Below are 26,268 nucleotides of genomic sequence, written 5' to 3' on the forward strand. Positions count from 1 at the left end.
AACTTCGATACCAATAAGTGTAGATGCTCATCATAAAAACAATTATAGACAAAGGCTATTTCTGCTTACGTGATATGCAAAACAGGCTGTACGTCCTTGCCCATTTTGTCTGTGAGCTTTTTGCCATTCAATCTCTACACCCGTTATAAACCATTCTGTACAGCTAAATTTTTATTTTGATAACTTAGATTTGATTCAATTCGGTGATTCGTACCACAAAATATACTCCTTGCTTGTCTTCCCAACTTCGACTAAACTGCTATGCTTTGAAAATAGACAAAAAATCCTACTATAACTATGGAAACAAAAGAAATTCTAGATCTCGCCGTCAGTGCCTTAGAAGATGTCAAAGCTGAAAACATCACTGTAATGAATGTGGAGCATTTAACTGAATTGATGAGTTATGTTGTGGTTTGTACAGCAAACTCTGGCACTCACGCCAAAGCGTTAGCCAATAATCTTGAGATGACTGCCAAGAAGAATAATGTCACTATTTTGGGTATCGAAGGTGAAGCTAAGAGCGACTGGGTGCTTGTTGATCTTGCGGATATTGTTGTCCATATTATGAAAGAAGAAACCAGAGAATTTTATCAATTAGAAAAGTTATGGGATATCAAACCAAACTCACCTAAAGCAGTTTAAGGTCTATTGTTAAGCTACACACTGCTTAATAACAGTTTCATCTCCTCAGGGGATACAAACCCCGCTAGACGCTTGGTTCCTTTACGAATCTCAGTCACTGGCAATACCATATGACATAGTCGATCTAAGAACATGGCACTTGATTTGCACCCTCGTGCTGCGGCTAATTTCATAATATAGCGCAAACGCTCAAGTGTCTTCTTATCTTTACTGGCAGCTTGGTTAAATGATTTAAAATAATTTACAACCCAATCAAAGGTGAGTAAAAATTTTCCTTTTAACATGCGAACTCCTTACTTGATCCTTAAGTTCATATCCGCTTAAATAATGGCTTGAAGATTAAACAATTTCAAGATTTACCAGCAAATTAATAGACATTAATCAACAATCTACGCTGTATTATTTTATGTCAATAGCTATAATCCATTGCAACACTCTTTGAATATTAAGAATACCATTGGCAAAACGTAATTTAACTAAACAACAGCTGCGCAATATCAAAGAACATAAAGCGTCTCATGATGATTTATCACATGCTTTGTCAGCGCTTGTGATATCACATCGCGGCAAACTCATTGAGCTTGAAAGCCAAACAGGTGAGATTATTTTTTGCCAATATCGTCAAAACTTAGGCGCCATTGTTGCAGGGGACAACGTGCTTTATCTGCCGCAGGACAATAGTGAGTATGGTGTTATCTGCCAAATCTTACCTCGCAGTAATGCGCTCATTCGTCCGAGTAAACTTGCACACAACCACAAAACGATGGCAGCAAATATTGATCAGCTGATTATTATGCTTGCCGTTAACCCGCCGCCAATTGAGCATTATATCGATCGCTATCTCGTCGCTGCACATCATATGAATGTCAAACCAATTATTGTACTCAACAAAATGGACTTATTTGATGGGGCTGACAATAAGGCACAGCTTGAGGCAATTATTCATCTTTATCGCGGATTAGATTATGAACTAATTACTTGTTCTGCTTTATGTCATAAAAATCTTCAAGCCCTTAAAACGCTTTTACAGCACAAAACATCGATTATTGTTGGTCAATCAGGTGTTGGCAAATCTGAGATGCTTAATGCTTTATTTGGCACGAATATAACCCTTACAGGTGAAATTTCCGAGCAAAACAGTCGTGGCAAACACACCACAACCAGTGCGAGATTATTTCATCTAGATCAAGATACCAATATCATCGACTCACCAGGCATTCGTGAATTTGGTATTTGGCATTTGGATAAAGCAGATATTTTTGCAGGATTTAAAGAGTTTGCACAATTAGAAAATGAGTGCAAATTTAGAAACTGTGAACATATTGAAAACACAAAAGGTTGCGCGATTAATGAAGCCGTTGCCGCTGATAGAATCAGCAAGCAACGCTTTATCAATTATCATCGATTAATTCACGAATATTTAGATTATAAAAATTAGATTTCCAACAACATTCTAGCTGGATCTTCAATCAACTCTTTAATGGTCTTTAAGAATTTAACCGACACACTACCGTCAATAATTCTGTGATCATATGACAATGCCAAATACATAATCGGACGAATGACAATTTCACCATTCACAACGACTGGGCGCTCAACGATATTGTGCATACCTAAGATCGCGCTTTGTGGTGCGTTAATAATTGGTGTCGATAGCATTGAGCCATAGGTGCCACCATTGGTAATCGTGAATGTGCCGCCTTGCATCTCTTCTAATGATAATTTACCATCGCGTGCTTTAATTGCCTTCTCGATGATTTCATTCTCAATCTTAGCAAATGACTTTTGATCTGCATTGCGAATAACAGGAACGACTAAACCGCGATCTGAGCCAACTGCTACACCAATGTCAAAGAAGCCATGATAGACAACATCTGTGCCATCTATTGATGCATTAACTTCAGGGAAACGCTTTAGCGCCTCTGTAGCTGCTTTTAAGAAAAATGACATAAAGCCAAGCTTCGCATCATGTGTCTTTTGGAAAAGATCTTTATATTGCTTTCTTAGATCCATCACAGGCTTCATATCAACTTCGTTAAACGTCGTTAAAATCGCGTTGGTATGCTGTACTTCAACCAAACGTTTTGCAATTGTTTGACGCAGACGTGTCATGCGCACACGCTTCTCAGGTCGATCCCCTTCAAAGCTCATTACGTCAACGGCTTGACTTGCTGGTGCTTGTTTTGCTGCTTGTGTAGATACAGGCGCACTGACCACATCTTGCTTGGTAATGCGCCCATTTTTACCTGTACCTTGTACGTTATTCACATCAACGTCATTGGCTTTAACCGCACGACGCACGGCAGGTGATAAATGATCTTGCGATTGAGCTTCTTTTACATCTGCTGCCACTGGCGCAACTGTTGCTGTAGCACTCATGCTACCCGCGCCAATCTTAGCAACTGCTTCAGCGCTTAGCACCGTGTCACCTTCATTTTTAAGTTTCTCAGTCAATACACCACTTTGTGTTGCTGGCACTTCCATCATCACTTTATCAGTTTCAATCTCAACTAATGTTTCACCTTCTTCAACCTGGTCACCAATATTTTTATGCCATGTTGCTACTGTACCTTCAGCAATTGATTCAGGGAAAGTTGGCGCATTAACAATAACAACTTCGCCAGTTGATGAGGCTGCCGAAGTTGCTGCTGGCGCTGCTTCAGTTTGCTCCTCAGCAGTTGGCGCATCACTTACACCACCAGCCGTAATTGAACCAATCGTTTCTTGAGAAAGAACCGTATCACCTTCGTGCTTAGTAATCTCACCCATTGTACCAGCTGTCATTGCTGGGACTTCCATTACCACTTTATCTGTTTCAATCTCTGCCAACACATCGCCTTCTTCAATGCGATCACCTGGCTTTTTATGCCATGTTGCAATTGTACCTTCTGCGATTGATTCCGGAAAAACAGGAACTTTTACCTCTGTCATAGTTCACCCTTAACTTTTTTATTTTACTTATTTTATCAACATTATTTAATTTACTATCTTTAGAAGCGGATCTATTTATCTAACTTCAATGCTTTAGCAACTAACTCACTCTGTTGCGCATGAAATAATGACGGATAGCCTACCGCAGGTGCTGCCGCTGCTTTTCTGCCAACATAAGATAAATTCTGGTCTTTACGCAATACTTTACGCAATTCGTGCTGAATCATCCACCAAGCCCCTTGGTTTTCAGGCTCTTCTTGTACCCATACGATATCATTAACCGCTTCATAAGGTGCTAACACTTTATCAAGATCCGCTTGCGGGAATGGATAAAGCTGCTCAACACGCACAATCGCAATATCTTTGACTTCTTTCTCACTACGCTCGGCAAGCAAATCATAATAGACCTTACCTGAGCATAAAATCACACGTGATACCGATTGCGGCTTGATATCTTCAACTTCAGCAATAACGTTATAGAATTGACCATCGGCTAATTCATCGAGTGTTGAATGCACCATTGGGTGACGCAACAAACTCTTAGGCGACATCACAATCAATGGCTTGCGATATGGGCGCAACATCTGACGACGCAACATATGGAACATTTGCGCAGGTGTCGTTGGCACACATACCTGCATATTATCATGCGCGCATAGTTGTAAGAAACGCTCTAATCTTGCAGATGAATGTTCAGCCCCTTGCCCTTCTTGACCATGCGGCAAAAGCATCACCAGACCTGATAAAATACCCCATTTCTCTTCTGCAGCTGCAATAAACTGATCAATGACGACTTGTGCAGTATTGGCAAAATCACCAAACTGCGCTTCCCATAAGGTCAATGTTTTAGGTGCCGAACAGCTATAACCATAATCAAACCCAAGCACGGCATACTCTGATAACACCGAGTCAATGATATGACATTGCGCCTTGTCATTAATATGTTGTAATGGCGTATAATCTGGCAATTCTGTTTTACTGTAATCATAGTTATGTAACACTGCATGGCGATGCGAGAATGTGCCTCGTCCTGAATCTTCACCTGATAAACGAATGTTATAGCCATTTGCTAATAGCGTGGCATAAGCTAAATTCTCAGCAAAGCCCCAGTTTCCAGGGATTTCACCGGCAGCCATTTTAATGCGGTCATCAATTGCCTTTTTAACTTGGGGTTGCAACGTCAAATCAGTGGGTAAATCATTTAAGCTTTGAGCCAATTTCAGCAATTGCGCTTTATCAATGCGCGTATCGACTGCTTGATCCCATTTTTGATTAACATATGGGCGCCAATCAGCGACACACTTACTATGGCGATCATGCTTACCAGTAATAATATCGGCAACTACTTCGCCTTTTTGTAAACGATCACGATATGCTTTTGCCATTTGATCAGCTTGCGCTTTTGACACAACACCTTCACTTTCAAGTTTATCTGCATAAATGGAACGTGTTGTTGGGAGTTTCTTAATAATGCTATACATCAATGGCTGTGTGCCTGAAGGCTCATCCGCTTCATTATGTCCATGACGACGATAGCACACTAAGTCAATGACGATATCCTTGCCAAACATCATGCGATAATCCATCGCAAGACCCGCAACACGCAGTACTGCTTCAGGGTCATCACCATTGACATGTAAAACAGGCGCTTCAACCACTTTGGCAATATCAGTACAGTATAAGCTGCTTCTATTATCTTGTATCTTATCCGTGGTGAAACCCACTTGGTTATTAATCACGATATGAATCGTACCACCTGTACCATAGTATCTGGTTTGTGATAAGGCAAAGGTTTCCATCACCACACCTTGACCGCAAAATGCAGAATCACCATGAATTAAAATCGGCACCACCTTACCATGTGGATTATCATCCCCAAAACATTCCTGTTTGGCTCTAACTGCACCCTCAACAACTGGATCAACAGTCTCTAAATGTGATGGGTTAAATGCTAGCGCTAAGCGCACTTCCTCTTTCGGGGTCTTATGCCAAGAAGCAAAGCCCATGTGATATTTGACATCTCCTGATAAGAACTTCTTATCCTGTGAGCCCTCAAATTCTTTAAATAAATTCTCAGGTGATTTACCCATAATATTGACAAGCACATTTAAACGTCCGCGATGTGCCATACCAAGACCAATCTCTTCAACGGCAACCTCGCCGGCTTTATTGATCATCTCATTAAGAGCTGGAATCATCGACTCGCCACCTTCTAATGAGAAGCGCTTTTGACCGACGTATTTCATGCCAAGGTATTTCTCTAACCCTTCAGCAGCTGTTAGACGATCTAGCAACCACGTTTTGCGCTCAGCTGATAAATTAGGAATCTGCTTTTCAACACGCTGCCTAAACCATAACTTCTCAGCCATATTGTTTAAGTGCATAAATTCATAACCAATACTGCCAGTATAAACATGCTGCAATTTAGCAATGATTTCTTTTAGTGGTAATGCTTGATAATCAGAAAATACACCAACATTAAATTTTTCATTTAAGTTGGTGTCATTAAGCCCATGAAAATCAAGCTCAAGCTCAGGGGTTTCTTCAGGCTTTTTGATATTCAGTGGATCTAAATGCGAAACCTTGTGACCAATGCTGCGATACATATAAACAAGATCCATCACCGCTGAGACTTTATCGCCACCATCAGGGTAATTCCCTGAGTCAACAACCATCCCCTCTGGCGTTTTCAGCGCAAAGCGAAATGGATTTTTACTTAAAGCAACAAAGTCTTCACGAACTTGCGCATGCGAGACTTCATGTTTATTGTCACGAATCGCATCAAAATACTGGCGCCAACTACTATCTATCGAATTAGGGTCTTGTAAATAATCCTCATAAATAGCATCCAAGTATGCGCTACTACTACCGGATAGTTGCGAAGACTGCCACCATGAAGACATTGATTCTTGGGTTTCACTCATAGTTTCTACTCTTTTACTTTTTTTTTAGTTTTTTACTTTTTCACTAGTTCAAATTGGAATTACGCACTTTTTCTATATCAACACCCCGCCTCGCAAGCTCGGCACCCCTCTTGCAAAGAGGGGAATATAAAATTACTGTTGCCTAATTCCCCTCTTTGCAAGAGGGGTGGCAGTCATAGGCTGACGGGGTGTTTATAAAGTCATAGTTTTTCTAAAGTGTGTAACTTCAGTTCAAACAAAAAAGCACTGGATCTCCAGCGCTTGATTTTCTTAGCTACACGTTATTTTTTAACATCATCGATCTGAGTTTGCCGATCGCTTTGGTTGGGTTGAGTCCTTTTGGACAAACACTCACACAATTCATAATTGTGCGACATCTAAAGACACTAAACGGATCTTGCAATGCATCCAGACGCTCTTGTGTTGCACCATCACGTGAATCAATCACAAAACGATAAGCTTGTAGTAAACCTGATGGTCCAATGAATTTATCTGGATTCCACCAAAATGATGGACATGACGTCGTACAACATGCACATAAGATGCACTCGTATAAACCATCAAGCTTCGCACGATCTTCTGGCGATTGTAGACGCTCTTTGACTGGCATATCACCCTCTGCAGGGATCAGATACGGCTTAACTTTCTCATAGTTTTTGTAAAACTGGTTCATATCAACCACCAGATCACGAATCACTGGCAAGCCTGGTAAAGGTTGCAGCTTAATCGGTTGTGATACCTCACCAATAGAGGTAATACACGCTAAACGGTTTTTGCCATTGATATTCATACCATCTGAACCACAAACGCCCTCACGACATGAGCGACGCACAGCCAATGTTGGATCTTGTTGCTTAATGAGCTCAATCGCCGTTAGCACTTTTGTGCCCTCATTTTCAACCGTCACTGTGTAGTCTTTGTAGTAAGGCTTTTTATCGACTTCAGGATTATAGCGATAAACTTTAAATTTAACTTCCACCGTTATCTCCTTAGTAGCTTCTTACTTTTGGTTGGAATGGTTCTAATTTTAATGGTTTCATATTCACATCACGCGTTGATGGACGATCTCCTTCTAGGAAATAAAGCGTATGCTTCAACCAATTCTCATCATCACGCTCAGGATAATCTTCACGTGAATGCGCACCACGCGACTCTTTACGTGTCAATGCAAGAACAGCCGTTGCCATCGCCGTTTCCATGAGATTATCAAGCTCAAGCGCTTCGATTCTTGCGGTATTAAATACGTGTGTGTGATCTGCCAACGATGCTTTTTGCACGCGCTCACGCAATGATTTTAAGCGCTCTAAACCATCTTGCATTTGTTGTTCTGTTCTAAATACTGAGAAATCAACCTGCATTGCTTTTTGCAGCTCAGCACGCAGTTCAGCAACGCCTTCACCACCTTTGTTATTTTCCCAACGGTTATAACGCACCATCGCTTGATCTAATGCTTCATCGGTTACATCACGTTGCTGCATACCAGCACGCAATGCTTCTTCTGCATGCATACCTGCAGCACGACCAAATACCACCAAATCCAGTAATGAGTTAGAACCTAAACGATTCGCACCATGCACAGAAACGCTAGCACACTCACCAACAGCATATAAGCCATCGATAATCACATCTTCGCCATTGGCATTTTGTGTTAATGCTTGACCATGTTTATTAGTAGGAATGCCCCCCATCATATAATGACAAGTTGGCACTACAGGAATTGGCGCTTTTAATGGATCAACACCTGCAAAAGTCATTGCCAACTCACGAATGCCTGGCAGACGCTCTTTAATCACACTTTCATCTAAATGCGTTAAATCTAAGTGAACACAGTCAACGCCAGCAAACTTAAGTCCTCTGCCTTCATTGATTTCTTGTTGTGATGCACGTGATACTACGTCACGCGATGCCAAATCTTTGGCATTTGGCGCATAACGCTCCATAAAGCGCTCACCATTTTTATTACGTAGAATTCCACCTTCACCACGGCAACCCTCGGTTACTAACACCCCGGCACCCGCGATACCTGTTGGGTGGAATTGCCAGAACTCCATATCTTGTAATGGAATGCCAGCTCTTAACGCCATACCGACACCATCACCGGTATTGATATGCGCATTAGTGCTTGATTCGTAAATACGTCCCGCGCCACCTGTGGCTAGGATCGTTACTTTTGACTGGAAGAACACGATTTCACCGGTCTCCATATTCATCGCCAACACACCAGCAATTGCGTGTTCTGAAGATTTCACTAAATCAAGCGCATACCACTCGTTAAAAAATTTAGTTTCATGCTTTAAATTACCTTGATAAAGCGTGTGCAATAACGCATGCCCTGTTCTATCAGAGGCTGCACATGTTCTTTTGGCAATATTGCCCACATCATAATTGCGTGACATCCCACCAAAAGCACGTTGGTAAATTTTGCCGTTTTCTAAACGTGAGAACGGCATACCCATATGCTCAAGCTCAATAATTGCTTGTGGTGCATTCTCACACATAAACTCAATTGCTTCTTGATCACCGATATAATCAGAACCTTTAACCGTATCATAGGTATGCCATTTCCAATCATCCGATGGGAGACCATCATCATATTCAACATTACCTAATGCCGCGGCAATTCCGCCTTGTGCTGACACCGTATGCGAGCGCGTTGGAAAAACTTTTGAAATCGCTGCGGTTTTAAACCCAGATTGAGCTAATTGAAATGCTGCCTGCATTCCAGCGCCACCGGCACCAACAACGATTGCATCAAATTGTTGTACTGCAATTTTCATTATCAATACCCCTTAAAATAAAATACAAATAAGCCAAATAAAACACGCAAGATAACCAACAATTGCAGCTACTTGCAAGAATCCGCGAATGCATGCGCACGTCACATAATCAGTAAAAATCGTCCACATACCAATCCACGCATGCGCCATTAATGACAAAAACGCTAAAATTGTAAATATTTTTACCCACGTGTTTTGGAAAATCGCAAGCCATGTATGATATGAACCATCACCGGATAGTGTTAAGACAACAATCACGACAAAGATTGCATATAACATAATAATGATTGCGGTAACACGTTGCAAAAACCAGTCTTTCAGACCTGAACGTGTGCATGAAGTTACATTACCCATAGCCAAAGCCCCCAGAAAATTGTTACTAATACACCTAACACTAAAACAGCGATTGAAGAAGCTCGAGCCACACACATTTCTTCACCAAATCCTAAATCCATAATCAAGTGGCGAATACCCGCGATTACATGATATGACACCGCTGATATAAAGATCCAAGCGACAACACTCCATGGTGAATGGATTAACAAATCCTGTACATAATAAAAGTCGCCACCACAGCGCATTGACAAACTAAAACCCCATATTAAAAACGGCAATAACACAACCATTAACACACCGGTGATCCGGTGAATAATCGAGCTTATTGCCGTAATAGGGAACGAATAGGACTTTATTGAGCCAAGCCCTATATTTCGTGGTCCTTGATGTTTCATTGCTTTCTCCTGCTTATCAAGAAAATTAACGTGTTAAACACAAAATCTTGCGTATTCTAGCACAAATAAATTGAAGTGCTACCGTGAAGAAGCAAGCAATCAGAATTAATCTAAGCCTGACAAAAACAAGGTTTAAATGTAAGCATTGAAGTATTTTTTAAGATCAAATTATTTAATATATTTCAACTTGGTAAAATTCAGAAGGTTTACCATCATTGTCACTTACCAAAAGAGTATCACCTCCTTGATATCTAATGCCTTTTATATCTTATACACATTAATGGTAAAACCTTGTTGCTGTAACGCCTTATAATAGCGCCTTGAAGCCCGTAGTCCTGAAGGCTCTTGATCAACAATTTTCACCAAATGCTTCACTTCACTATGAACTGGCATGTTACTCAATGTTAGATCAATCAATATGTCTTTGTTAAAACCGACAAGAGACGCTGCCTCACTCACAAGCACCACAGGTAGCTTTGCATAATCTGGTGACACCTCAGTCATATAAGCATGTGGTAAAAAATCATCCTCACCATTAAACCACAATCTAGCATCTAGCTCCTTACACAATAGATCCTCTGCATAGATCACAATAGTTTTCCCTGCTGCATAATAGGATTTAACCTGTGTGCTCACAAACTGATAAAATTGCTCATCCTCTTGACTGGGCAATATAAAAAAATCAATATTCAAAAAAATCAACCCTTAGCATTTATTGCACCCTGAGCATCAGTCGAAGTGGGTATGTTTAAAAATATATGCTTATAATGGCTTGGACTTAAGCTCAGCCAACGCTTACATAGTAAGCATCTAAACAATAGTTCTCTGGTAATAACGGATATTCGGGTCAAGCCAGAATATGACAACTCGTGGTCATTCTCGGACTTGATCCGAGAATCTAAAAAAACACCTGATAATATTTGCGTAGACACTTATATAGCCACTAAAATTATTCAGGATAAAATGCATCATCTAATACCTGATCAAAACCATAACGACAAACCTCCGGCACTTCGGCTTTTTTAGGATCAATGCCCGTTTCATTTTCAAAATCCAATAATGCTAACTTATAAGATTTAGGGAGCGTTTCATCAATTTTACTTTTCAAGCTAGGGTTATCCTGTATGAGATCCTTTAAATCATCCCTTTGCGCAATAATTGTATTTTCCCAACTTCTACTTCTATACGAAGGTTGATATTGCCACTTAAGCAAATGCATTAAAAGAACACGCAGCCTACTTTTTAATGCGTGCTTTTGACTTGCACCCATACTTTCCAACTCCTCTGTTAAGTGCTCAATATCAACTTTATTAAATGCTTTAGCTCTTAACGCTTGAACAGTCTGAATCGTCCAAGCATAAAAATCTCTTTCATAAAGTGTCTTTGCCATATTGATAACTCCAAACTTAGGTTAAATATTAATACGCAGCATAAAAATGCTAGCAGAAACAATGGTTAATAGCCAATCATTATCCACATGTCAGTTTACAGAAGGAGAAGCAAGTTAGCACTCCTTTATTTTCTACGGTTAAATATTCGCGCAGAAGCGCTTATCGCACCCTGAGCGTCAGTCAAAGCGGTGCACTGAGCATCAGTCGAAGTCGGTACGTTTAGAAATATATTGCTCATAATGGCTTCGACTTACGCTCAGCCAACCATTGAATAATATACACACTATTTTATTTCAAAAAATACTCTGAACTTACCACAACACGCACCAGTTTATATGGGTCACCATCCCCATAAGAGGCATCTTGATTACTAATCGTAAAGGCACCTTGTGATGCTTGACGAATACTACCTAAAGCAGTTTGCGCATTTTTAGCAAATTGTAATGCCGCGGTTTGTGCATTTTGCGTGGCATCTTCGAGCATCTTTGGTTTGATGCTATTAAGCCCTGTATATTTATAGGCGACATTGCTACTACTAACAACAACACCTTTGGCGACCAAATCACTGGTTTTTTGTGCCAAACCTTGCACTAAATCCACTTTATCTGTCGTGATCGTCATACTGCCATAAGCACTGTAATTTGAGGTATTAACCTGATCTTTGCTGTGTGAATTTTGATTTAGCGAAATACTGCCATATTGCAATGCTTTAACATCTACACCTGCTTGACTTATAAAGTTTTTCACCGCTAACTGGTCTTGATCAACCTTTTGATAGACTTCTTTTAAGCTATTGGCATTAACAGTATAACTGATACTCCAAATCGCTTTATCCGCCTTAACCGTTTGCTCTGCCAAACCTTTAACCGCAACATAGCGATTAAATGCATGAAAGTTCAAAATCCCATACGATATAAAACCACCAGCTAACGCCATACCAACACCAATACTTAAGTAGCCAAAAAACTTTGCTTTATCAATACACTTTTGCTCAGTCATCACATTTTCGCCTTATATAAATTACGCTGAATACTCGTTAGCGCCTTATCATAAAAATCTTCAATTTCATCATTATCTGCCACACCAAAAGCAATCTGCTGCAACAATCCATTCGATAGTGCATAAACACAAGCATGAACCATCACTTTTTGCCCTCGCTGCCACGCATCTTGGATCACTGTGGTTTTGGCAACGTTAATGACCTGCTCAACCACATTAAGCTCACACATAACCGCATGCTTTTGCTCTTTGCAATCGATCCCTTGTGCTAAAGCCTCACATTCACCATGGTCAAAAGGTTTTAATAACTCCTTATGCTTATAATGCACATCCTGAACATGCCTTAACCAGTTATCAATCAATCCATGTGATTCATTTAATGTAGCTGCTTTAATACCACCACAACCATAATGCCCACAAACAAGGATATGCTTGACCTTCAATACATCTACCGCATATTGCAATACCGATAAAAAATTCAAATCAGAATGAACGACAACATTAGCCACATTGCGATGCACAAAAATGTCACCTGGTAACAACCCCAAGATTTGATTTGCTGGCACACGACTATCCGAGCAGCCAATCCACAAATACTCTGGATTCTGCTGCTTTGATAAATTTTCAAAGAAGCCGGGCTTTTCTTTATTTGTATCTTCAACCCATTGACGGTTTTGCTCCATCAACTTCGTTAAATATTTCATAGCGTTATTTCTCCTCGCAAATCTTTATGTAGTGCTAATTTCACTTCTTCTTGTGTTAACCCCGGAATACTCAAAAGATAAAATAATTTTGTCAACGCTGCCTCATCGGTCATATCATGTCCTGAGATGACACCAGCATTAACAAGACCTACACCTGCCTCATATGCCCCCATTTTGACACTGCCCTTTACACATTGTGTGCAGTTAATGATAATCACGCCTCGCTGACATGCCGCGATAAGCTCATGCAGAATCTCAGGCGAGTTCATGATATTACCTGCACCATAGGTCTTTAAAATCAATCCTTGCAACGGTGGCTGTAATACTTTTTTTAGGATATTTGCATCCATGCCTGGGAAAATTGATAACACTGCAATCTTAGGCACGCCTAGAGTTTTAAACTCAATCTCAGCGGGCTCATTATGATCACACGGATACAGATAGGCTTCATTTAACTCAATATCAATACCCACTTGCCCTAATGGCGGATAATTAGGTGAGTTAAATGCATCCATACCCGAGGCATTAACCTTAACCGAGCGATTACCTCGCAATAGCTGCTTATTAAAATACACACAAACCTCAGCAATACGCTCATCCGCCGCCAAAATCAAACTATGCAATATATTATCCGAGGCATCTGATCTTAGCTCAGAAATCGGAATTTGTGAGCCTGTGCAGATCACTGGCTTGTTTAAGTTCTTCAACATAAATGACAAACTCGATGCGGTATATGCCAAGGTATCTGTGCCATGCAACACCACAAAGCCATCATATTGCTCATAATGATCAACAATATCCAATGCGATGGTGATCCAATCCTCTGGTTTGATATTTGCCGAATCGATTAATTGTGGATATTCATTGATCTTAAAATCGGGCACATCATTATGATAAAAATCTTTGATCGTTTTAATTTTATCCAACAAATAGCCTTGCTTTGGTGCATAACCTTTGTCGGTTTTGACCATGCCAATCGTGCCACCGGTATAGATTACATAGATCCTTTTATCTTTAATGGATTTCATGTTCACTGTGCACTACCCCTTTATTGGCTAACTCATCGGCACGCTCATTTAATGGGTGACCGTTATGCCCTTTAACCCAACACCATTTGACCTGATGTTTATGACGCAACTGATCAAGCATCTGCCATAAGTCCTGATTCTTTACCGCTTGCTTATTTGCCGTTTTCCAGCCGCGTTGTATCCAGCCATCAAGCCATTCATTAACACCTTGCTGCACATATTTGGAATCAGTGTAAAGCTCGACATCACACCTCTCTTTTAATAGCTGTAATGCCTTAATTGCTGCCAATAACTCCATGCGGTTATTGGTAGTATTATCTTCACCGCCATAAATCTCTTTGGTTTTGGCTTTGTATTGCAAAATCGCCCCCCAACCACCGCGCCCAGGATTGCCTTTGCACGCACCGTCGGTATAAATGACAATTTTTTTTAATTTATTTACTTCGTTGTTTGTTTGAGTATTCATCTATTTATTTGTATCTTCTTTTTTAGCACTTACACTTTTTTACTAGCCTAATCAAATCGTTTCACACGTCGATGACAGACATGCAAGTGCGCGTGTTCATTAAAATATTGTTGATGGTAGTCTTCAGCCAACCAAAATGGGTGGAGATTGGCATCAATTAATTGTGTTGCAATCGTTAAACCTTGTGCTTCAAGGCAATCAATTACTTGTTGGCAAGTCATTTTTTCCGTGCCATTGGTATATAAAATAGCACTTAAATATTGCGAACCAATATCAATACCTTGACCATCTTGCTGTGTTGGATCATGAATTTCAAAAAAGAGTTTCACTAAGGTTTCATAACTCACAAACTTGCAATCATACTCAACTTTAACGACTTCCAAATGCTCAGTTTGCCCTGTTTTCACGTTATGATAAGTAGGATTCAGCGTTTTGCCCGCCATATAGCCAACTGCCGTTTTGACCACGCCTTTTTCTTTGGCAAAGTAATGCTCAACACCCCAAAAGCACCCTGCTGCAAAATAAGCAACATCTAGCTGATCTGACACTTAAAACTCCTCCAAGCACGGTTTTGCTTTAATATTTTGATAGATCATATTAACACTATTGATAAATGTTTCTAGCTCATTATCGACAATATTAATGTGCCCCATCTTGCGTCCTGCTCTTAAGCTCTTGCCATAACTTTTAGCATGGCTATTAACAGGTAGCTGTATATCTGGCACATCTTCAGCAATGAGATTAATCATTAATATATGTTGCGCTAATGTTTTTATAACCACAACATTTTCACCACTGATCGCCCGCATATGGCTTTCAAACTGGCTGACATTAGCACCATTGATTGACCAGTGTCCTGAATTATGCACGCGTGGCGCCATTTCATTGGCAAAAAGCTGATTATTTTTCACAAAAAACTCAACCGCAAATGTGCCGACATAATTAAAGTGCTCAAGCAAACGCTTCACTGCTTCTTGCGCGTCAATACTTAGTTCATTTTTCTCCATCAAAACATGTGTTTCGCGTAAAATGCCATCGCGATGCTCATTTCTAACCAAAGGATAAAAGGCAATATGCCCAAACTGATCGCGTGACGCAATTTGTGAGACTTCATAATCAAATGGCACGAAACTCTCCGCAATTAGGGGATGATCTCCCAAAACTTCCCACGCTTTTTCTAAACACTCTGGCGTTTTAATAACATACTGCCCCTTGCCATCATAGCCAAAGCGTCTGGTCTTAATAATAAATGGTAAGCTTAATAACTTGGCAGCCTTTTGAAGTTCAGCGAAAGAATCTACCGCCATATAATCATTAGTATGAATATCAAGTTGTTTAAAGTTGTCTTTCTCCAATAGCCGATCTTGCGCAACACTTAAGGCTTCAATCGCTGGAAAGACACGTGTTTTTTGTGATATTGCCTGCAGCAGGTCAACTGATATATTTTCAATCTCATAAGTCACGACATCATAGCTCTGAAGCTTCTCCTGCCAACGATTTATTTCCTCTGGAGTGCTCTTACCATAGCGATCAATCTCTGGCAAAGGATATGTATCAATGCTTACATTTAAATCTCGAGCACTTTCAATCATCATCTGAGCCAGCTGCCCATTTCCTAATATTGCGATTTTCATTTTTTTTAATACCCTAAGTTTATTCCACAAAGTAATGACCTAATCACCTCTCTCCTTGCGGGACTTGACGCCTGAACTTATATCCTGACAATTGTCGATTTCTAAGATGATACCATAATGTAGCCTCAGCATCGGTTTGTGAAGCTTTTAAGTGTTTTTGAAAAGCTTTAATATTCACCCCTCACCCGCCGCCGACCTCTCCCGCAAGGGGAGAGGTCGCATTGCTATGCAATGCGGGTGAGGGGGATATCTCACTAATCAGTTTACTTGTAGCTCATCTTCAGTTATCACTTTAATACCAAGCGCTTGCGCCTTGGCTAATTTGGAACCGGCCTTTTCCCCTGCAATGAGAAAATCAGTTTTGCTTGATACACTGCCACTACACTTAGCACCCAATGCTTCAAGCTTCTCTTTAAGCTCATCGCGCGTAAACTCAGTAAAGCTACCAGTAATTACAACGGTTTTACCAAAAAATAGATTATCAACAGCAGTTTCTGCTACTTCAGCCGCAACTTTTTTGGGCTCAATGATCGTAATGCCTGCAGCAATCAGTGCATCAACAAGTTCGATATTTAAAGAATCCTGCCAAAAAGCTTTAAGATGATTTGCCATCACCTCACCAATATCATGAATCGATATTAGCTCTTCAAGGGTGGCATTTTTAATCGCCTCTAGTGAGCCAAAGTGATTGGCAAGTGCTTTGGCACTCACCTCACCGATATCTTTGATCCCCAAGGCATAGATAAAGCGATGCAACAGTACGGTTTTGCTTTTTTCCAAAGCATCTAATAAGTTTAATGATGACTTACGTCCCATACGCTCCAACTGGCTTAAAACAGGCAAATTCAAAGCATACAAATCAGCTGGTGTCTTTATTATCTCTTTATCGACTAGCTGTTCAACGATTTTATCCCCCATGCCATCGATATCCATCGCCTTGCGTGAAGCAAAGTGCTTAATGCGTTCTTTGCGTTGTGCCCGACAATGCCATCCGCCTGTACAACGCGCAATCGCCTGATCGTTAATATACTCAATATTTGATTGGCATACAGGACACACTTTGGGCATCACGATCTCTTGTGTTGTATTAGCATTGCGATACTCAGGCAATGAACGCATCACCTCAGGGATCACATCTCCCGCGCGGCGCACAATCACGCGATCATGGATTTTAATATCTTTGCGCTTAATTTCATCGATATTATGTAATGTTGCATTTGAAACAATCACGCCACCTACGGCAACGGGCTTTAACCTTGCCACCGGAGTCACCGCACCCGTGCGCCCGACTTGAAAATCAACAGCTAAAATTTCTGACTCGACTTCTTCAGCGGGGAATTTATGCGCCAGTGCCCAACGTGGTGCTTTGGCAATAAAGCCTGCTTTAGTTTGTAAATTCAAACGATTTAATTTATATACCAAACCATCAATATCATAAGGCAAATCAGCACGCTTATGACTCATACGTTGGTAATAATCAAGTAAGCCCTCTTCTCCGTCAACCACTTCAACCTCATCGGTTAATTGAAAACCCCAGAGCTTTAATTGCTGCATTAACTCATATTGAGTTTGGGGTAAGTTAAATCCAGTATATGCACCAACGCCATAAGCATACATCTTTAATTTACGCTTGGCAGCAATGCGCGAATCAAGTTGCCTCACACTGCCCGCTGCAGCATTTCTAGGATTGGCAAAGACCTTTTCATCACGCGCTTCAGCGATTTGATTAAGTGCTAGAAAATCCTGCTTATTAATAACAATTTCACCACGCACTTCAATCTCTTTGGGCAAATTATCACCCTTCAATTGCAATGGTACATTACGAATCGTTTTGACATTTTCTGTCACCTTTTCACCCTCAACACCATCGCCACGGGTTACGGCATAATCCAAACGACCATTTTTATAATGAATGCTAATGGCTAATCCATCTAACTTTGGTTCACATTCAAAACTTAATGCATGCGTTTGTGTAAGCTCTGTTAAACGCTTATAAAACCTCGCAATATCCTCATCATCAAAGCCATTGGATAGTGATAGCATTGGCACCTTATGGGCAATAACTTCAAAGGCTGTTAAGGGCTTGCTGCCAACACGTTTCGTTGGTGATAATGAAGTATCTAAAATATCCTGATATTGCGTCTCTAGCTCAGCAAGGGCTTGATACGCCTTGTCATATACTTGATCACTCACTAAAGGCGCATCCAAAGTATGATAAGCATAATTATAACGATTAATTTCCTCACATAGATTTTGGTAATATTCTTGAATTTCAATAGGGTTGTTATTTTTTTTAAAAGATAAATCAGACATGTCAAAAAGGACTTATACAGCATGCGCCCATCATACTAAAAGGGGAATAAGATGAAAAGCAAAAGCCCATCACTTCACATAGCTAATCATACTTGCGCTTAATAAAATTCATAGCAAATCGTCTTAAGCCTTTGTTATCATACTCACACATCATTGACAGAAAACTGTTTGAAGGAATCAAAATGACGATATTAGGTACTGCCTTAACCAAATCACAAACCAAGATCATGCTTTTAGGTGCAGGTGAGCTTGGCAAGGAATTCGCCATTAGCGCACAGCGCCTTGGCATTTATGTTATCGCTGTTGATCGCTATAAAAACGCACCCGCCATGCACATCGCTCACGAGGCACATGTAATTAATATGCAAGATGCCAAAGCGCTGCATGCTTTGATCCAAGAGAAATCACCTGATTATATCGTGCCCGAGATTGAAGCCATTGCTACGGATGAGCTTATCAATCTTGAAAAACAAGGATTTAATATTGTACCTTGCGCTAAAGCCACCAAACTGACCATGGATCGCCAAGGCATTCGCTCACTTGCAGCTGATGAGCTTAAGCTCCCTACTTCAAAATTTGCCTTTGCTGATAACAAAGAAGATTGCCTAATCAAAGCACAAGCAATTGGTGTGCCATGCGTTGTAAAACCTGTGATGAGCTCTTCTGGCAAGGGTCAGTCAATTGTTAGATCATTTGATGAGATTGAAGCTGCTTGGGAGTATGCACAAAGTGGCTCACGCGGTAATAGTGGCGATGTGCAAAAAGTGATTATTGAGGAGTTTATTACTTTTGATTATGAGATCACTTTACTCACCGTGCGTCACAATAAAGGCACATCGTTTTGTGATCCCATTGGTCATATTCAACAAAATGGTGATTATCGATTATCATGGCAACCACATGCGATGAGTGATGCTTTACTATATCAAGCGCAACATATTGCCAAAACCATCACCGATGCTTTAGGTGGGCATGGCATTTTTGGTGTTGAGCTATTTATCAAAGGTGATGAAGTGTATTTTAATGAAGTATCCCCACGACCACATGATACGGGCATGGTAACGCTTATCTCGCAAAATTTATCCGAATTTGACCTGCATTTACGCGCTATTTTAGGATTACCAATTCCCAATATCGAGACACGCATGCCAAGCGCTTCAGCAGCGATTTTACTTGAAGGGCAATCACAAGCACCAAGCTTCACAGGTTTAAATGAAGGTTTATCCCAGATTAATACGGATATTCGCTTATTTGCTAAGCCTGAAATCTCCGGCAAACGCCGCATGGGAGTTGCTTTAGCCTATGATGCAGACATTGAAACAGCTAAAGCGCGTGCTCAATTTGCTGCCAATAGCATTAAGATACACTCTTCATCGTCTCAATAACTGCATGCCACAATGGGTTGTTTTTATCATAAGCATAATACTTATTGGCTTTGCCATAGCTAATATTTGGGAAAAGATTGGTTTTTTCTTCATCCTTCCAGAATTGCCACTTCATTGGCTTTACGCCAAGCTCATAGTTCATACCTGTCCACTCATCGCCACGATAATTGTAAAACGCCCAATGCCAGTTATTTTTATTAGCAATACTCACAATATCCTTGAGGTATTGAGTGGCTCCTTTTGTCATACGATCAACACCAAACTCCTCCAAAATAATCTGCTGACTAGGAATATGATAGCGCTTTTGAAAGTTTACAATCGGTTGTAAAAACTTCTCAAGTGTCGCCTTATTCCAATCACTAAATTGATCATTCCCCGTCGCTATTTTTCCTGGATAAACGTATTTACCATTGTTAATTTTGCGCGTGGTGTAAATATATGGCTCATACATGTGAAAGGCATAAAGGATATTTTTCGCATTGATGGGTTTAAGATAATCTGCAGCAGGCGGCTCCGCGTACCAACCAGCATCAACGATAATCGGTGTATCAGGATCAACATGACGAATACGTTTAACCATGTATTTGTAAAAGGCATTTAAATCTTCACTTGTGCCAACTACTTTCTTGTAGTAGCTCGTAAAATCCACGTTAAAAATAGCACTATCACTGTTTTTAAGTTTTAAAACTTCAGGATGTGGTTCATTGAGAATATTATACGCAACAATATTTGAATTCCCTTTATAGCGCTTAGCAACAGCAGCCCAAAAATCCCCCGCTGCCTGCCAATTTTTTTTATCTTGCCATAATCTTAGATCATCACGATTATCATGTTGCTGATTCCATACTGAAAAAGGCAGTGATAAGAAGCTCAAAATAATCGGAATACCTGTGGTCTTCGCATCTTTTAAGTTTTGATCAAAACTTTTTATTTCAAACGTTGTTAATTGGGTAATATTATCTAGCTTAACCGGATACCCAAGATAAGCATCTAGCGGGATGCGGAAAAACTCAATCCCCACTTGCTTAGCATCTTGCCAATCTTTAAGTGATGCCGGATGTTGCCTAAAAAAATTCGCGCCTTTCTTTTGTGTTTGCCAAAAACTATCCGTCATCGCATTGTTTGCAACAACGTTGGCAAAAGAAGATTGTATTGACATAGCGCTAATTGCTACTGCTACTATCGTTTGCAACCCAGTTACCCATTGTTGTTGTTTTTTATTATTCACCACAGTTCATCCCCCTTTTGATAAAGACAATAGTTAAACGCATAAATGATATCGCCTTACACATACAAACACATCCCAAGTTCATATTATTTTTAGCAAGAATTTATAATAAGCAAAAACATTGTTCACTTATCACTCTAACGCATAAATAAAGTCACATTTTACACTTTATAAATTGCAACAAATCTATCAGAATATGGGCACACAAACCTTCTGCACGAGTGGAAAGATGTTACAACTTTTTGGCAATGACGCATTATCTTCGTTTGATCAACAAAAAATCTTAGCTAAATTACAGGACATTGATCCTCGTATTGAGATGGTTCAAGCGGAATATATTCATTTTATTGAGCACAGTGATACATTAAACGATGATGAGTTAAATAAACTCTCAGCTTTATTAAATTATGGTGATAAAGGGCAGCTTACTGATAAACAAGGGCAAGTCATTATCATCACACCACGTTTAGGCACAATCTCGCCGTGGTCATCAAAGGCAACGGATATTGCGCACAATTGCGGATTGAATAAGGTCACACGTATTGAACGCGGCATTGTTTATTATTTAAAAAGTCAATCATCCTTAGCACAGAACGATTTAAATCTATTAGCTGCTAAGTTACATGATCGTATGATGCAAACCGTTAGCTTCTTAATTGCAGATACCAATCCATTTATCAGCACCCACGCTGTTGGCAAACTGCGAACCATTCCACTATTAAGTGAAGGTCGTAGCGCATTGGAGAAAATCAATCGTGAGCTTGGTTTGGCGTTGTCTGATGATGAAATTGATTATTTGCATGATGGCTTCATCAGTCTTAATCGCGATCCTAATGATGTTGAGCTTATGATGTTTGCACAAGCCAACTCAGAGCATTGCCGCCATAAGATCTTCAGAGCTGATTGGATTATTGATGGTCAAGCGCAATCTCTTGGGCTATTTCCAATGATCAAAAACACCTATGAACATCACAAAGAAAACATCCTCTCAGCCTATCATGACAATGCTGCAGTTATTGCCGGTTATGCTGCTGAGCGTTTGCAGCGTGATGATAATGGACTCTATCATTTTAAACGCGAGCCAATTCATATTCAGATCAAGGTTGAAACACATAATCATCCAACTGCTATTGCTCCGCATCCAGGCGCTGCCACAGGAGCCGGTGGCGAGATCCGTGATGAAGGTGCGACAGGACGAGGTGCTAAACCAAAAGCGGGACTTACAGGTTATACTGTCTCCAACTTAAATATTCCTCATGATATCCAGCCGTGGGAAACTCCTTACGGCAAACCAGAGCGCATTGCCTCGGCATTAGATATTATGATTGAAGCGCCTCTTGGGGGGGCTGCTTTTAACAATGAGTTTGGGCGTCCTAATCTATGCGGGTATTTTCGTAGTTTTGAGCAAAACGTAAATGGTGAAGTCTGGGGATACCATAAGCCGATTATGATCGCTGGTGGTTATGGCAATATTAAAGAAGAACATATCGAAAAACGCAAAATCCCTGTCGGTGCCAAAATTATCGTTTTAGGAGGCCCTGGGATGCTGATTGGTCTAGGCGGAGGTGCGGCCTCTTCCGTTAACTCTGGGCACTCTAATGAGGATCTTGATTTCGCCTCTGTGCAACGTGATAATGCCGAGATTGAACGTCGCGCACAGGAAGTGATTGATAGCTGTTGGTCAATGGGACTTAATAACCCAATCATTAGCATTCATGATGTTGGTGCGGGCGGTTTATCCAATGCATTACCTGAGCTGGTTGCTGACTGCGAGCGTGGGGCTATCTTTGATCTTAATAAAATTCAAGTGGCTGAAAAAGGTTTATCGCCCCTAGAAATCTGGTGTAATGAATCACAAGAGCGCTATGTACTTGCCATCGCTGAAAAGGACTTATCCGCCTTTGATAACATTGCCAAGCGCGAGCGTTGCCCTTATAGCATTGTTGGTGAAGCCACTGAAGAACAAGTTTTGATTTTAAAAGATGATAATTCGAGTGTTGATCCAATTCATATGCCATTGTCACTGTTATTAGGTAAAGCACCCAAAACATTGAAAAATGTGACGACAACTGCCAATGCTTATAGCAATTGGGATTATAGTGGTATCGATTTACAAGATGCCGCTAAGCGTATTTTACGTTTACCCGCTGTTGGTAGTAAGAAGTTTCTAATTACCATTGGTGATCGTACGGTTGGTGGTATGACGCAACGCGATCAAATGGTCGGGCCATGGCAAGTTCCTGTAGCTGACGTTGCCGTAACTGCAGCAAGCTTCACAGATTATCATGGTGAAGCCATGGCAATGGGCGAGCGCCCAACGCTAGCGATGATGAACCCAGCTGCTGCTGCTAGAATCACCATTGGAGAGGCGATTACTAATATTGCTGCTGCATACATCTATCACTTATCTGATGTCAAACTTTCCGCCAACTGGATGGCAGCATGCTCGCATCCTGGTGAAGATGCCAGACTCTATGAGATGGTTAAAACCGCTGGCATGGAGTTTTGTCCAGCACTTGATCTAACGATTCCTGTTGGCAAAGACTCCTTATCGATGAAAACCAAATGGCATGACGATAATCAAGAAAAATCAGTAACCTCCCCTGTCTCTCTTGTTGCTACCGCTTTTGCCCCTGTGCAGGATATTCGTCGCACATTAACCCCACAACTGCGCTTAGCATTTGAGACTGACCTTATTTTTATCGATCTAGGTTTAGGTAAAAATCGCTTAGGCGGCTCATCGTTTGCCCAAAGTTATAATGAGCTTGGCAATGAAACACCTGATATTGAGCCTGAACTTTTGCAAAGCTTTTTTGCTGCCATCCATCAGTTGGTTAAAGATGATAAGATTTGCGCTTATCATGATCGCTCAGATGGTGGCTTATTTACTACGCTATGCGAGATGATGTTTGCAGCTAAGTGTGGTTTAGATATTGACGTTGATGCGCTTGGTGATGATGTTCATGCTGCACTCTTTAATGAAGAGCTAGGTGCAGTGATTCAAGTGAGAAACACTGATCGCAGCATCGTAATGCAAGTCCTTGCAAGCTTCCAGTTAAAAGCCCACGCGATTGGGCGACCTAATACCTCAACCGATGATGCCAAGCTCATTATTAGTCACGATATTGATGAAGTCTTCTGTATGACACGTGCTGAACTGCAAGCACTATGGTCTGAAACTTCTTATCAGATTCAACGCATGCGTGATAATGCACTGTGCGCTGATCAAGAACATGATTTAATTAATGGTCATAACGATCATGGTCTTTTTGCCCAAGTTTCGTTTAATTGCAAAGAGAATATTGCTAGTCCTTATCTTAACCTTGAGAGCAAACCCAAAGTAGCGATCTTACGTGAACAAGGGGTCAATAGTAATAATGAAATGGCAGCAGCCTTTACCTTAAGTGGCTTTGATACTATTGATGTGCATATGACGGATTTGCAAAATAAGCGCATTAATCTTAATGACTTTAAAGGGCTAGCCGCATGTGGTGGTTTCTCTTATGGTGACGTGTTAGGAGCCGGAGGCGGTTGGGCAAAGTCTATTTTATTTGATCCCAACCTTTTAGAGCAATTTGCGCAATTTTTCGCACGCACTGATACCTTTACTGTTGGCATGTGTAATGGCTGTCAGATGCTCTCACAACTAAAGGATATTATCCCTGGCGCCACGCACTGGCCTCGCTTTGTACGTAACCTTTCTGAGCAGTTTGAAGGACGTTTATCGATGGTTGAAGTATTAAAAACGCCATCGATTATCTTTGAAGGTATGACAGGCTTAAAGATGCCTATTGTTGTCTCTCATGGTGAAGGACGTACGCAATATCAGCACCAAGATGATTTAAATCATTTGATTACCAATGAGCAAACAGCCATGCGCTATATCGACAGCCACAGCAAGCCAACCGAACATTATCCATTAAATCCAAATGGCTCAGAAGGTGGCTTCACGAGTTTCACATCACTTGATGGACGTGCCACCATTATGATGCCACATCCAGAGCGCGCCTTTAGGCTCGTTCAAATGTCATGGTATCCTGCGGATTGGAAGAATAAAGATATTGAATACTCACCATGGATGCGCTTGTTTATGAATGCGCGCAGGTGGGTTGGTTAAACTTGAACTAGCAAGCCCCATTACCATTAGTAACGCTATTGATTTCTTTAGTAAATTCATCATCTATTCCTTTATATCTCAAAAACACACTATTGAGTCTAGAAAAGAATCAATTATTTGCCAGCCGTTTATTATCCCTTATAGTTAATAAGGTTTTCATAGCCCCTCTAGCAATCTCTCGTTATAATGCAGCCAACTTAATTTTGCTAAGAGAAGGCCTTCGCTGTTTTATGGATTTGATACACTACCTTGTTGACTTTGTACTCAACTTAAATGTTCATATGAACACACTGGTTAACACCTTTGGACTTTGGACTTATGCGCTGTTATTTTTAATTATTTTTTGCGAGACTGGCTTAGTAATTATGCCTTTTTTGCCCGGTGATTCTTTATTATTTGCCGTTGGTATTATTACCGCAACCACCAATCTAAATGTTCATTTAATGGTGTTTGTCTTAGCGTTTGCTGCAATTTTGGGTGATAACGTCAACTATTGGGTGGGTCATTTATTTGGTGAGAAGCTTTTTAAGCCTGATGCTAAAATTCTTAAAACCTCTCATCTTGAAAAAACCCATCAGTTTTTTGAGAAATATGGTGCCAAAGCCATTATTATCGCGCGTTTTGTGCCAATCATTCGCACCTTCACGCCATTTGCTGCTGGCATGGGTGAGATGCCCTATCGTCGCTTTATCACTTTAAGTGTTATTGCCGCATTTATTTGGGTCGGATCAATCACCTATCTTGGCTATTTCTTTAGTAATATTCCGTTTATGCAAGAAAACTTCAGCTACCTTGTTATTGCGATTATTCTTGTTTCAATCATGCCTGCAATTATTGAAATAATTAAAAAGCGTCGCTCACTTAAAAAACAAAAGAGCAATTAACTTCACCCACTTCAGGCGCAATACATTTTGTATGATTCGGTATGTTTATTAATTAACAGATTATTGATAATCTAACCCCATCTTAGCAAGTTCAAAGAAAGCTAATATACCATT

Annotated in this window: 22 protein-coding genes; 5 read left to right on the top strand and 17 right to left on the bottom strand. The window is 40.5% G+C overall.

Annotated features, from left to right (window positions below):
- Positions 1-297: 297 nt before the first annotated feature.
- Positions 298-642 (top strand): ribosome silencing factor, encoded by a 345-nt coding sequence (gene rsfS, locus NYP54_RS03570; RefSeq protein ID WP_117003301.1) that lies wholly within the window; start codon positions 298-300, stop codon positions 640-642.
- Positions 643-656: 14 nt separating this feature from the next.
- Here the strand turns inward: rsfS and NYP54_RS03575 are convergent, their stop codons facing one another.
- On the bottom strand, positions 657-926 hold the full coding sequence (locus NYP54_RS03575) for a hypothetical protein (protein WP_283157196.1): 270 nt from the start codon (positions 924-926) through the stop codon (positions 657-659).
- Between the two features lie 173 nt (positions 927-1,099).
- Between NYP54_RS03575 and rsgA the strand changes: the two genes are divergently transcribed.
- Positions 1,100-2,080 carry a ribosome small subunit-dependent GTPase A gene (gene rsgA / locus NYP54_RS03580; RefSeq protein ID WP_283157197.1) on the top strand — a complete coding sequence of 327 codons (981 nt, stop codon included), beginning with the start codon at positions 1,100-1,102 and terminating at the stop codon, positions 2,078-2,080.
- Here the strand turns inward: rsgA and odhB are convergent.
- The 15 genes from odhB to ligA all read right to left on the bottom strand — a co-directional run bounded on the left by odhB (position 2,077) and on the right by ligA (position 18,540).
- On the bottom strand, positions 2,077-3,573 hold the full coding sequence (odhB, locus tag NYP54_RS03585) for a 2-oxoglutarate dehydrogenase complex dihydrolipoyllysine-residue succinyltransferase (RefSeq protein WP_349293357.1): 1,497 nt from the start codon (positions 3,571-3,573) through the stop codon (positions 2,077-2,079). The genes rsgA and odhB overlap by 4 nt on opposite strands.
- 71 nt (positions 3,574-3,644) lie before the next feature.
- The gene (locus tag NYP54_RS03595) at positions 3,645-6,497 is read right to left on the bottom strand and encodes a 2-oxoglutarate dehydrogenase E1 component (RefSeq protein ID WP_283157198.1); all 2,853 of its coding nucleotides are present in this window, start codon (positions 6,495-6,497) and stop codon (positions 3,645-3,647) included.
- A gap of 274 nt (positions 6,498-6,771) precedes the next feature.
- Positions 6,772-7,476: a succinate dehydrogenase iron-sulfur subunit gene (locus NYP54_RS03600; RefSeq protein ID WP_117003296.1), complete on the bottom strand. Its 705-nt coding sequence runs from the start codon at positions 7,474-7,476 to the stop codon at positions 6,772-6,774.
- A gap of 10 nt (positions 7,477-7,486) precedes the next feature.
- On the bottom strand, positions 7,487-9,274 hold the full coding sequence (sdhA, locus tag NYP54_RS03605; protein ID WP_283157199.1) for a succinate dehydrogenase flavoprotein subunit: 1,788 nt from the start codon (positions 9,272-9,274) through the stop codon (positions 7,487-7,489).
- Between the two features lie 12 nt (positions 9,275-9,286).
- On the bottom strand, positions 9,287-9,628 hold the full coding sequence (sdhD, locus tag NYP54_RS03610) for a succinate dehydrogenase, hydrophobic membrane anchor protein (protein WP_117003294.1): 342 nt from the start codon (positions 9,626-9,628) through the stop codon (positions 9,287-9,289).
- A complete protein-coding gene (sdhC, locus tag NYP54_RS03615) occupies positions 9,616-10,005 on the bottom strand; it encodes a succinate dehydrogenase, cytochrome b556 subunit (RefSeq protein ID WP_283157200.1) in 390 nt (129 codons plus the stop codon). Before sdhC ends, sdhD begins: the two co-directional genes overlap by 13 nt.
- Before the next feature lie 261 nt (positions 10,006-10,266).
- The gene (locus NYP54_RS03620) at positions 10,267-10,698 is read right to left on the bottom strand and encodes a DNA polymerase III subunit chi (RefSeq protein WP_283157201.1); all 432 of its coding nucleotides are present in this window, start codon (positions 10,696-10,698) and stop codon (positions 10,267-10,269) included.
- A 256-nt stretch (positions 10,699-10,954) separates the two neighbouring features.
- The gene (locus tag NYP54_RS03625; RefSeq protein ID WP_283157202.1) at positions 10,955-11,395 is read right to left on the bottom strand and encodes a DUF29 domain-containing protein; all 441 of its coding nucleotides are present in this window, start codon (positions 11,393-11,395) and stop codon (positions 10,955-10,957) included.
- A gap of 289 nt (positions 11,396-11,684) precedes the next feature.
- Positions 11,685-12,395, bottom strand: a complete 711-nt coding sequence (locus NYP54_RS03630) for an SIMPL domain-containing protein (RefSeq protein WP_117003290.1) — start codon at positions 12,393-12,395, stop codon at positions 11,685-11,687.
- Positions 12,395-13,099 carry a carbonate dehydratase gene (can, locus tag NYP54_RS03635; protein ID WP_117003289.1) on the bottom strand — a complete coding sequence of 235 codons (705 nt, stop codon included), beginning with the start codon at positions 13,097-13,099 and terminating at the stop codon, positions 12,395-12,397. The genes NYP54_RS03630 and can overlap by 1 nt, the downstream gene beginning before the upstream one ends.
- Positions 13,096-14,127, bottom strand: coding sequence for an asparaginase (gene ansA / locus NYP54_RS03640; RefSeq protein WP_283157203.1), 1,032 nt, complete (start codon positions 14,125-14,127; stop codon positions 13,096-13,098). The genes can and ansA overlap by 4 nt, the downstream gene beginning before the upstream one ends.
- Positions 14,114-14,593, bottom strand: coding sequence for a ribonuclease HI (gene rnhA / locus NYP54_RS03645; protein ID WP_283157204.1), 480 nt, complete (start codon positions 14,591-14,593; stop codon positions 14,114-14,116). Before rnhA ends, ansA begins: the two co-directional genes overlap by 14 nt.
- Before the next feature lie 47 nt (positions 14,594-14,640).
- Complete coding sequence (msrA, locus tag NYP54_RS03650; protein WP_283157205.1) at positions 14,641-15,141, bottom strand: peptide-methionine (S)-S-oxide reductase MsrA; 501 nt, start codon at positions 15,139-15,141, stop codon at positions 14,641-14,643.
- Complete coding sequence (locus tag NYP54_RS03655; RefSeq protein ID WP_283157206.1) at positions 15,142-16,227, bottom strand: 5-(carboxyamino)imidazole ribonucleotide synthase; 1,086 nt, start codon at positions 16,225-16,227, stop codon at positions 15,142-15,144.
- A 258-nt stretch (positions 16,228-16,485) separates the two neighbouring features.
- Positions 16,486-18,540 carry an NAD-dependent DNA ligase LigA gene (gene ligA / locus NYP54_RS03660; RefSeq protein ID WP_283157207.1) on the bottom strand — a complete coding sequence of 685 codons (2,055 nt, stop codon included), beginning with the start codon at positions 18,538-18,540 and terminating at the stop codon, positions 16,486-16,488.
- Positions 18,541-18,722: 182 nt separating this feature from the next.
- Between ligA and purT the strand changes: the two genes are divergently transcribed.
- Positions 18,723-19,925, top strand: a complete 1,203-nt coding sequence (purT, locus tag NYP54_RS03665; protein ID WP_283157208.1) for a formate-dependent phosphoribosylglycinamide formyltransferase — start codon at positions 18,723-18,725, stop codon at positions 19,923-19,925.
- Here the strand turns inward: purT and NYP54_RS03670 are convergent.
- A complete protein-coding gene (locus NYP54_RS03670; protein WP_283157209.1) occupies positions 19,897-21,153 on the bottom strand; it encodes a cellulase family glycosylhydrolase in 1,257 nt (418 codons plus the stop codon). The genes purT and NYP54_RS03670 overlap by 29 nt on opposite strands.
- A gap of 229 nt (positions 21,154-21,382) precedes the next feature.
- Here NYP54_RS03670 and purL point away from each other — a divergent pair, with 229 nt between their 5' ends.
- Together purL and NYP54_RS03680 are read left to right on the top strand one after the other, a co-directional pair.
- Positions 21,383-25,270, top strand: coding sequence for a phosphoribosylformylglycinamidine synthase (purL, locus tag NYP54_RS03675; protein ID WP_283157210.1), 3,888 nt, complete (start codon positions 21,383-21,385; stop codon positions 25,268-25,270).
- A gap of 230 nt (positions 25,271-25,500) precedes the next feature.
- A complete protein-coding gene (locus tag NYP54_RS03680; RefSeq protein ID WP_117003280.1) occupies positions 25,501-26,154 on the top strand; it encodes a DedA family protein in 654 nt (217 codons plus the stop codon).
- The last annotated feature ends 114 nt before the right edge of the window (positions 26,155-26,268 follow it).

The sequence above is a fragment of the Cysteiniphilum sp. QT6929 genome, from assembly GCF_030035755.1.
Classification (GTDB): domain Bacteria; phylum Pseudomonadota; class Gammaproteobacteria; order Francisellales; family Francisellaceae; genus Caedibacter; species Caedibacter litoralis.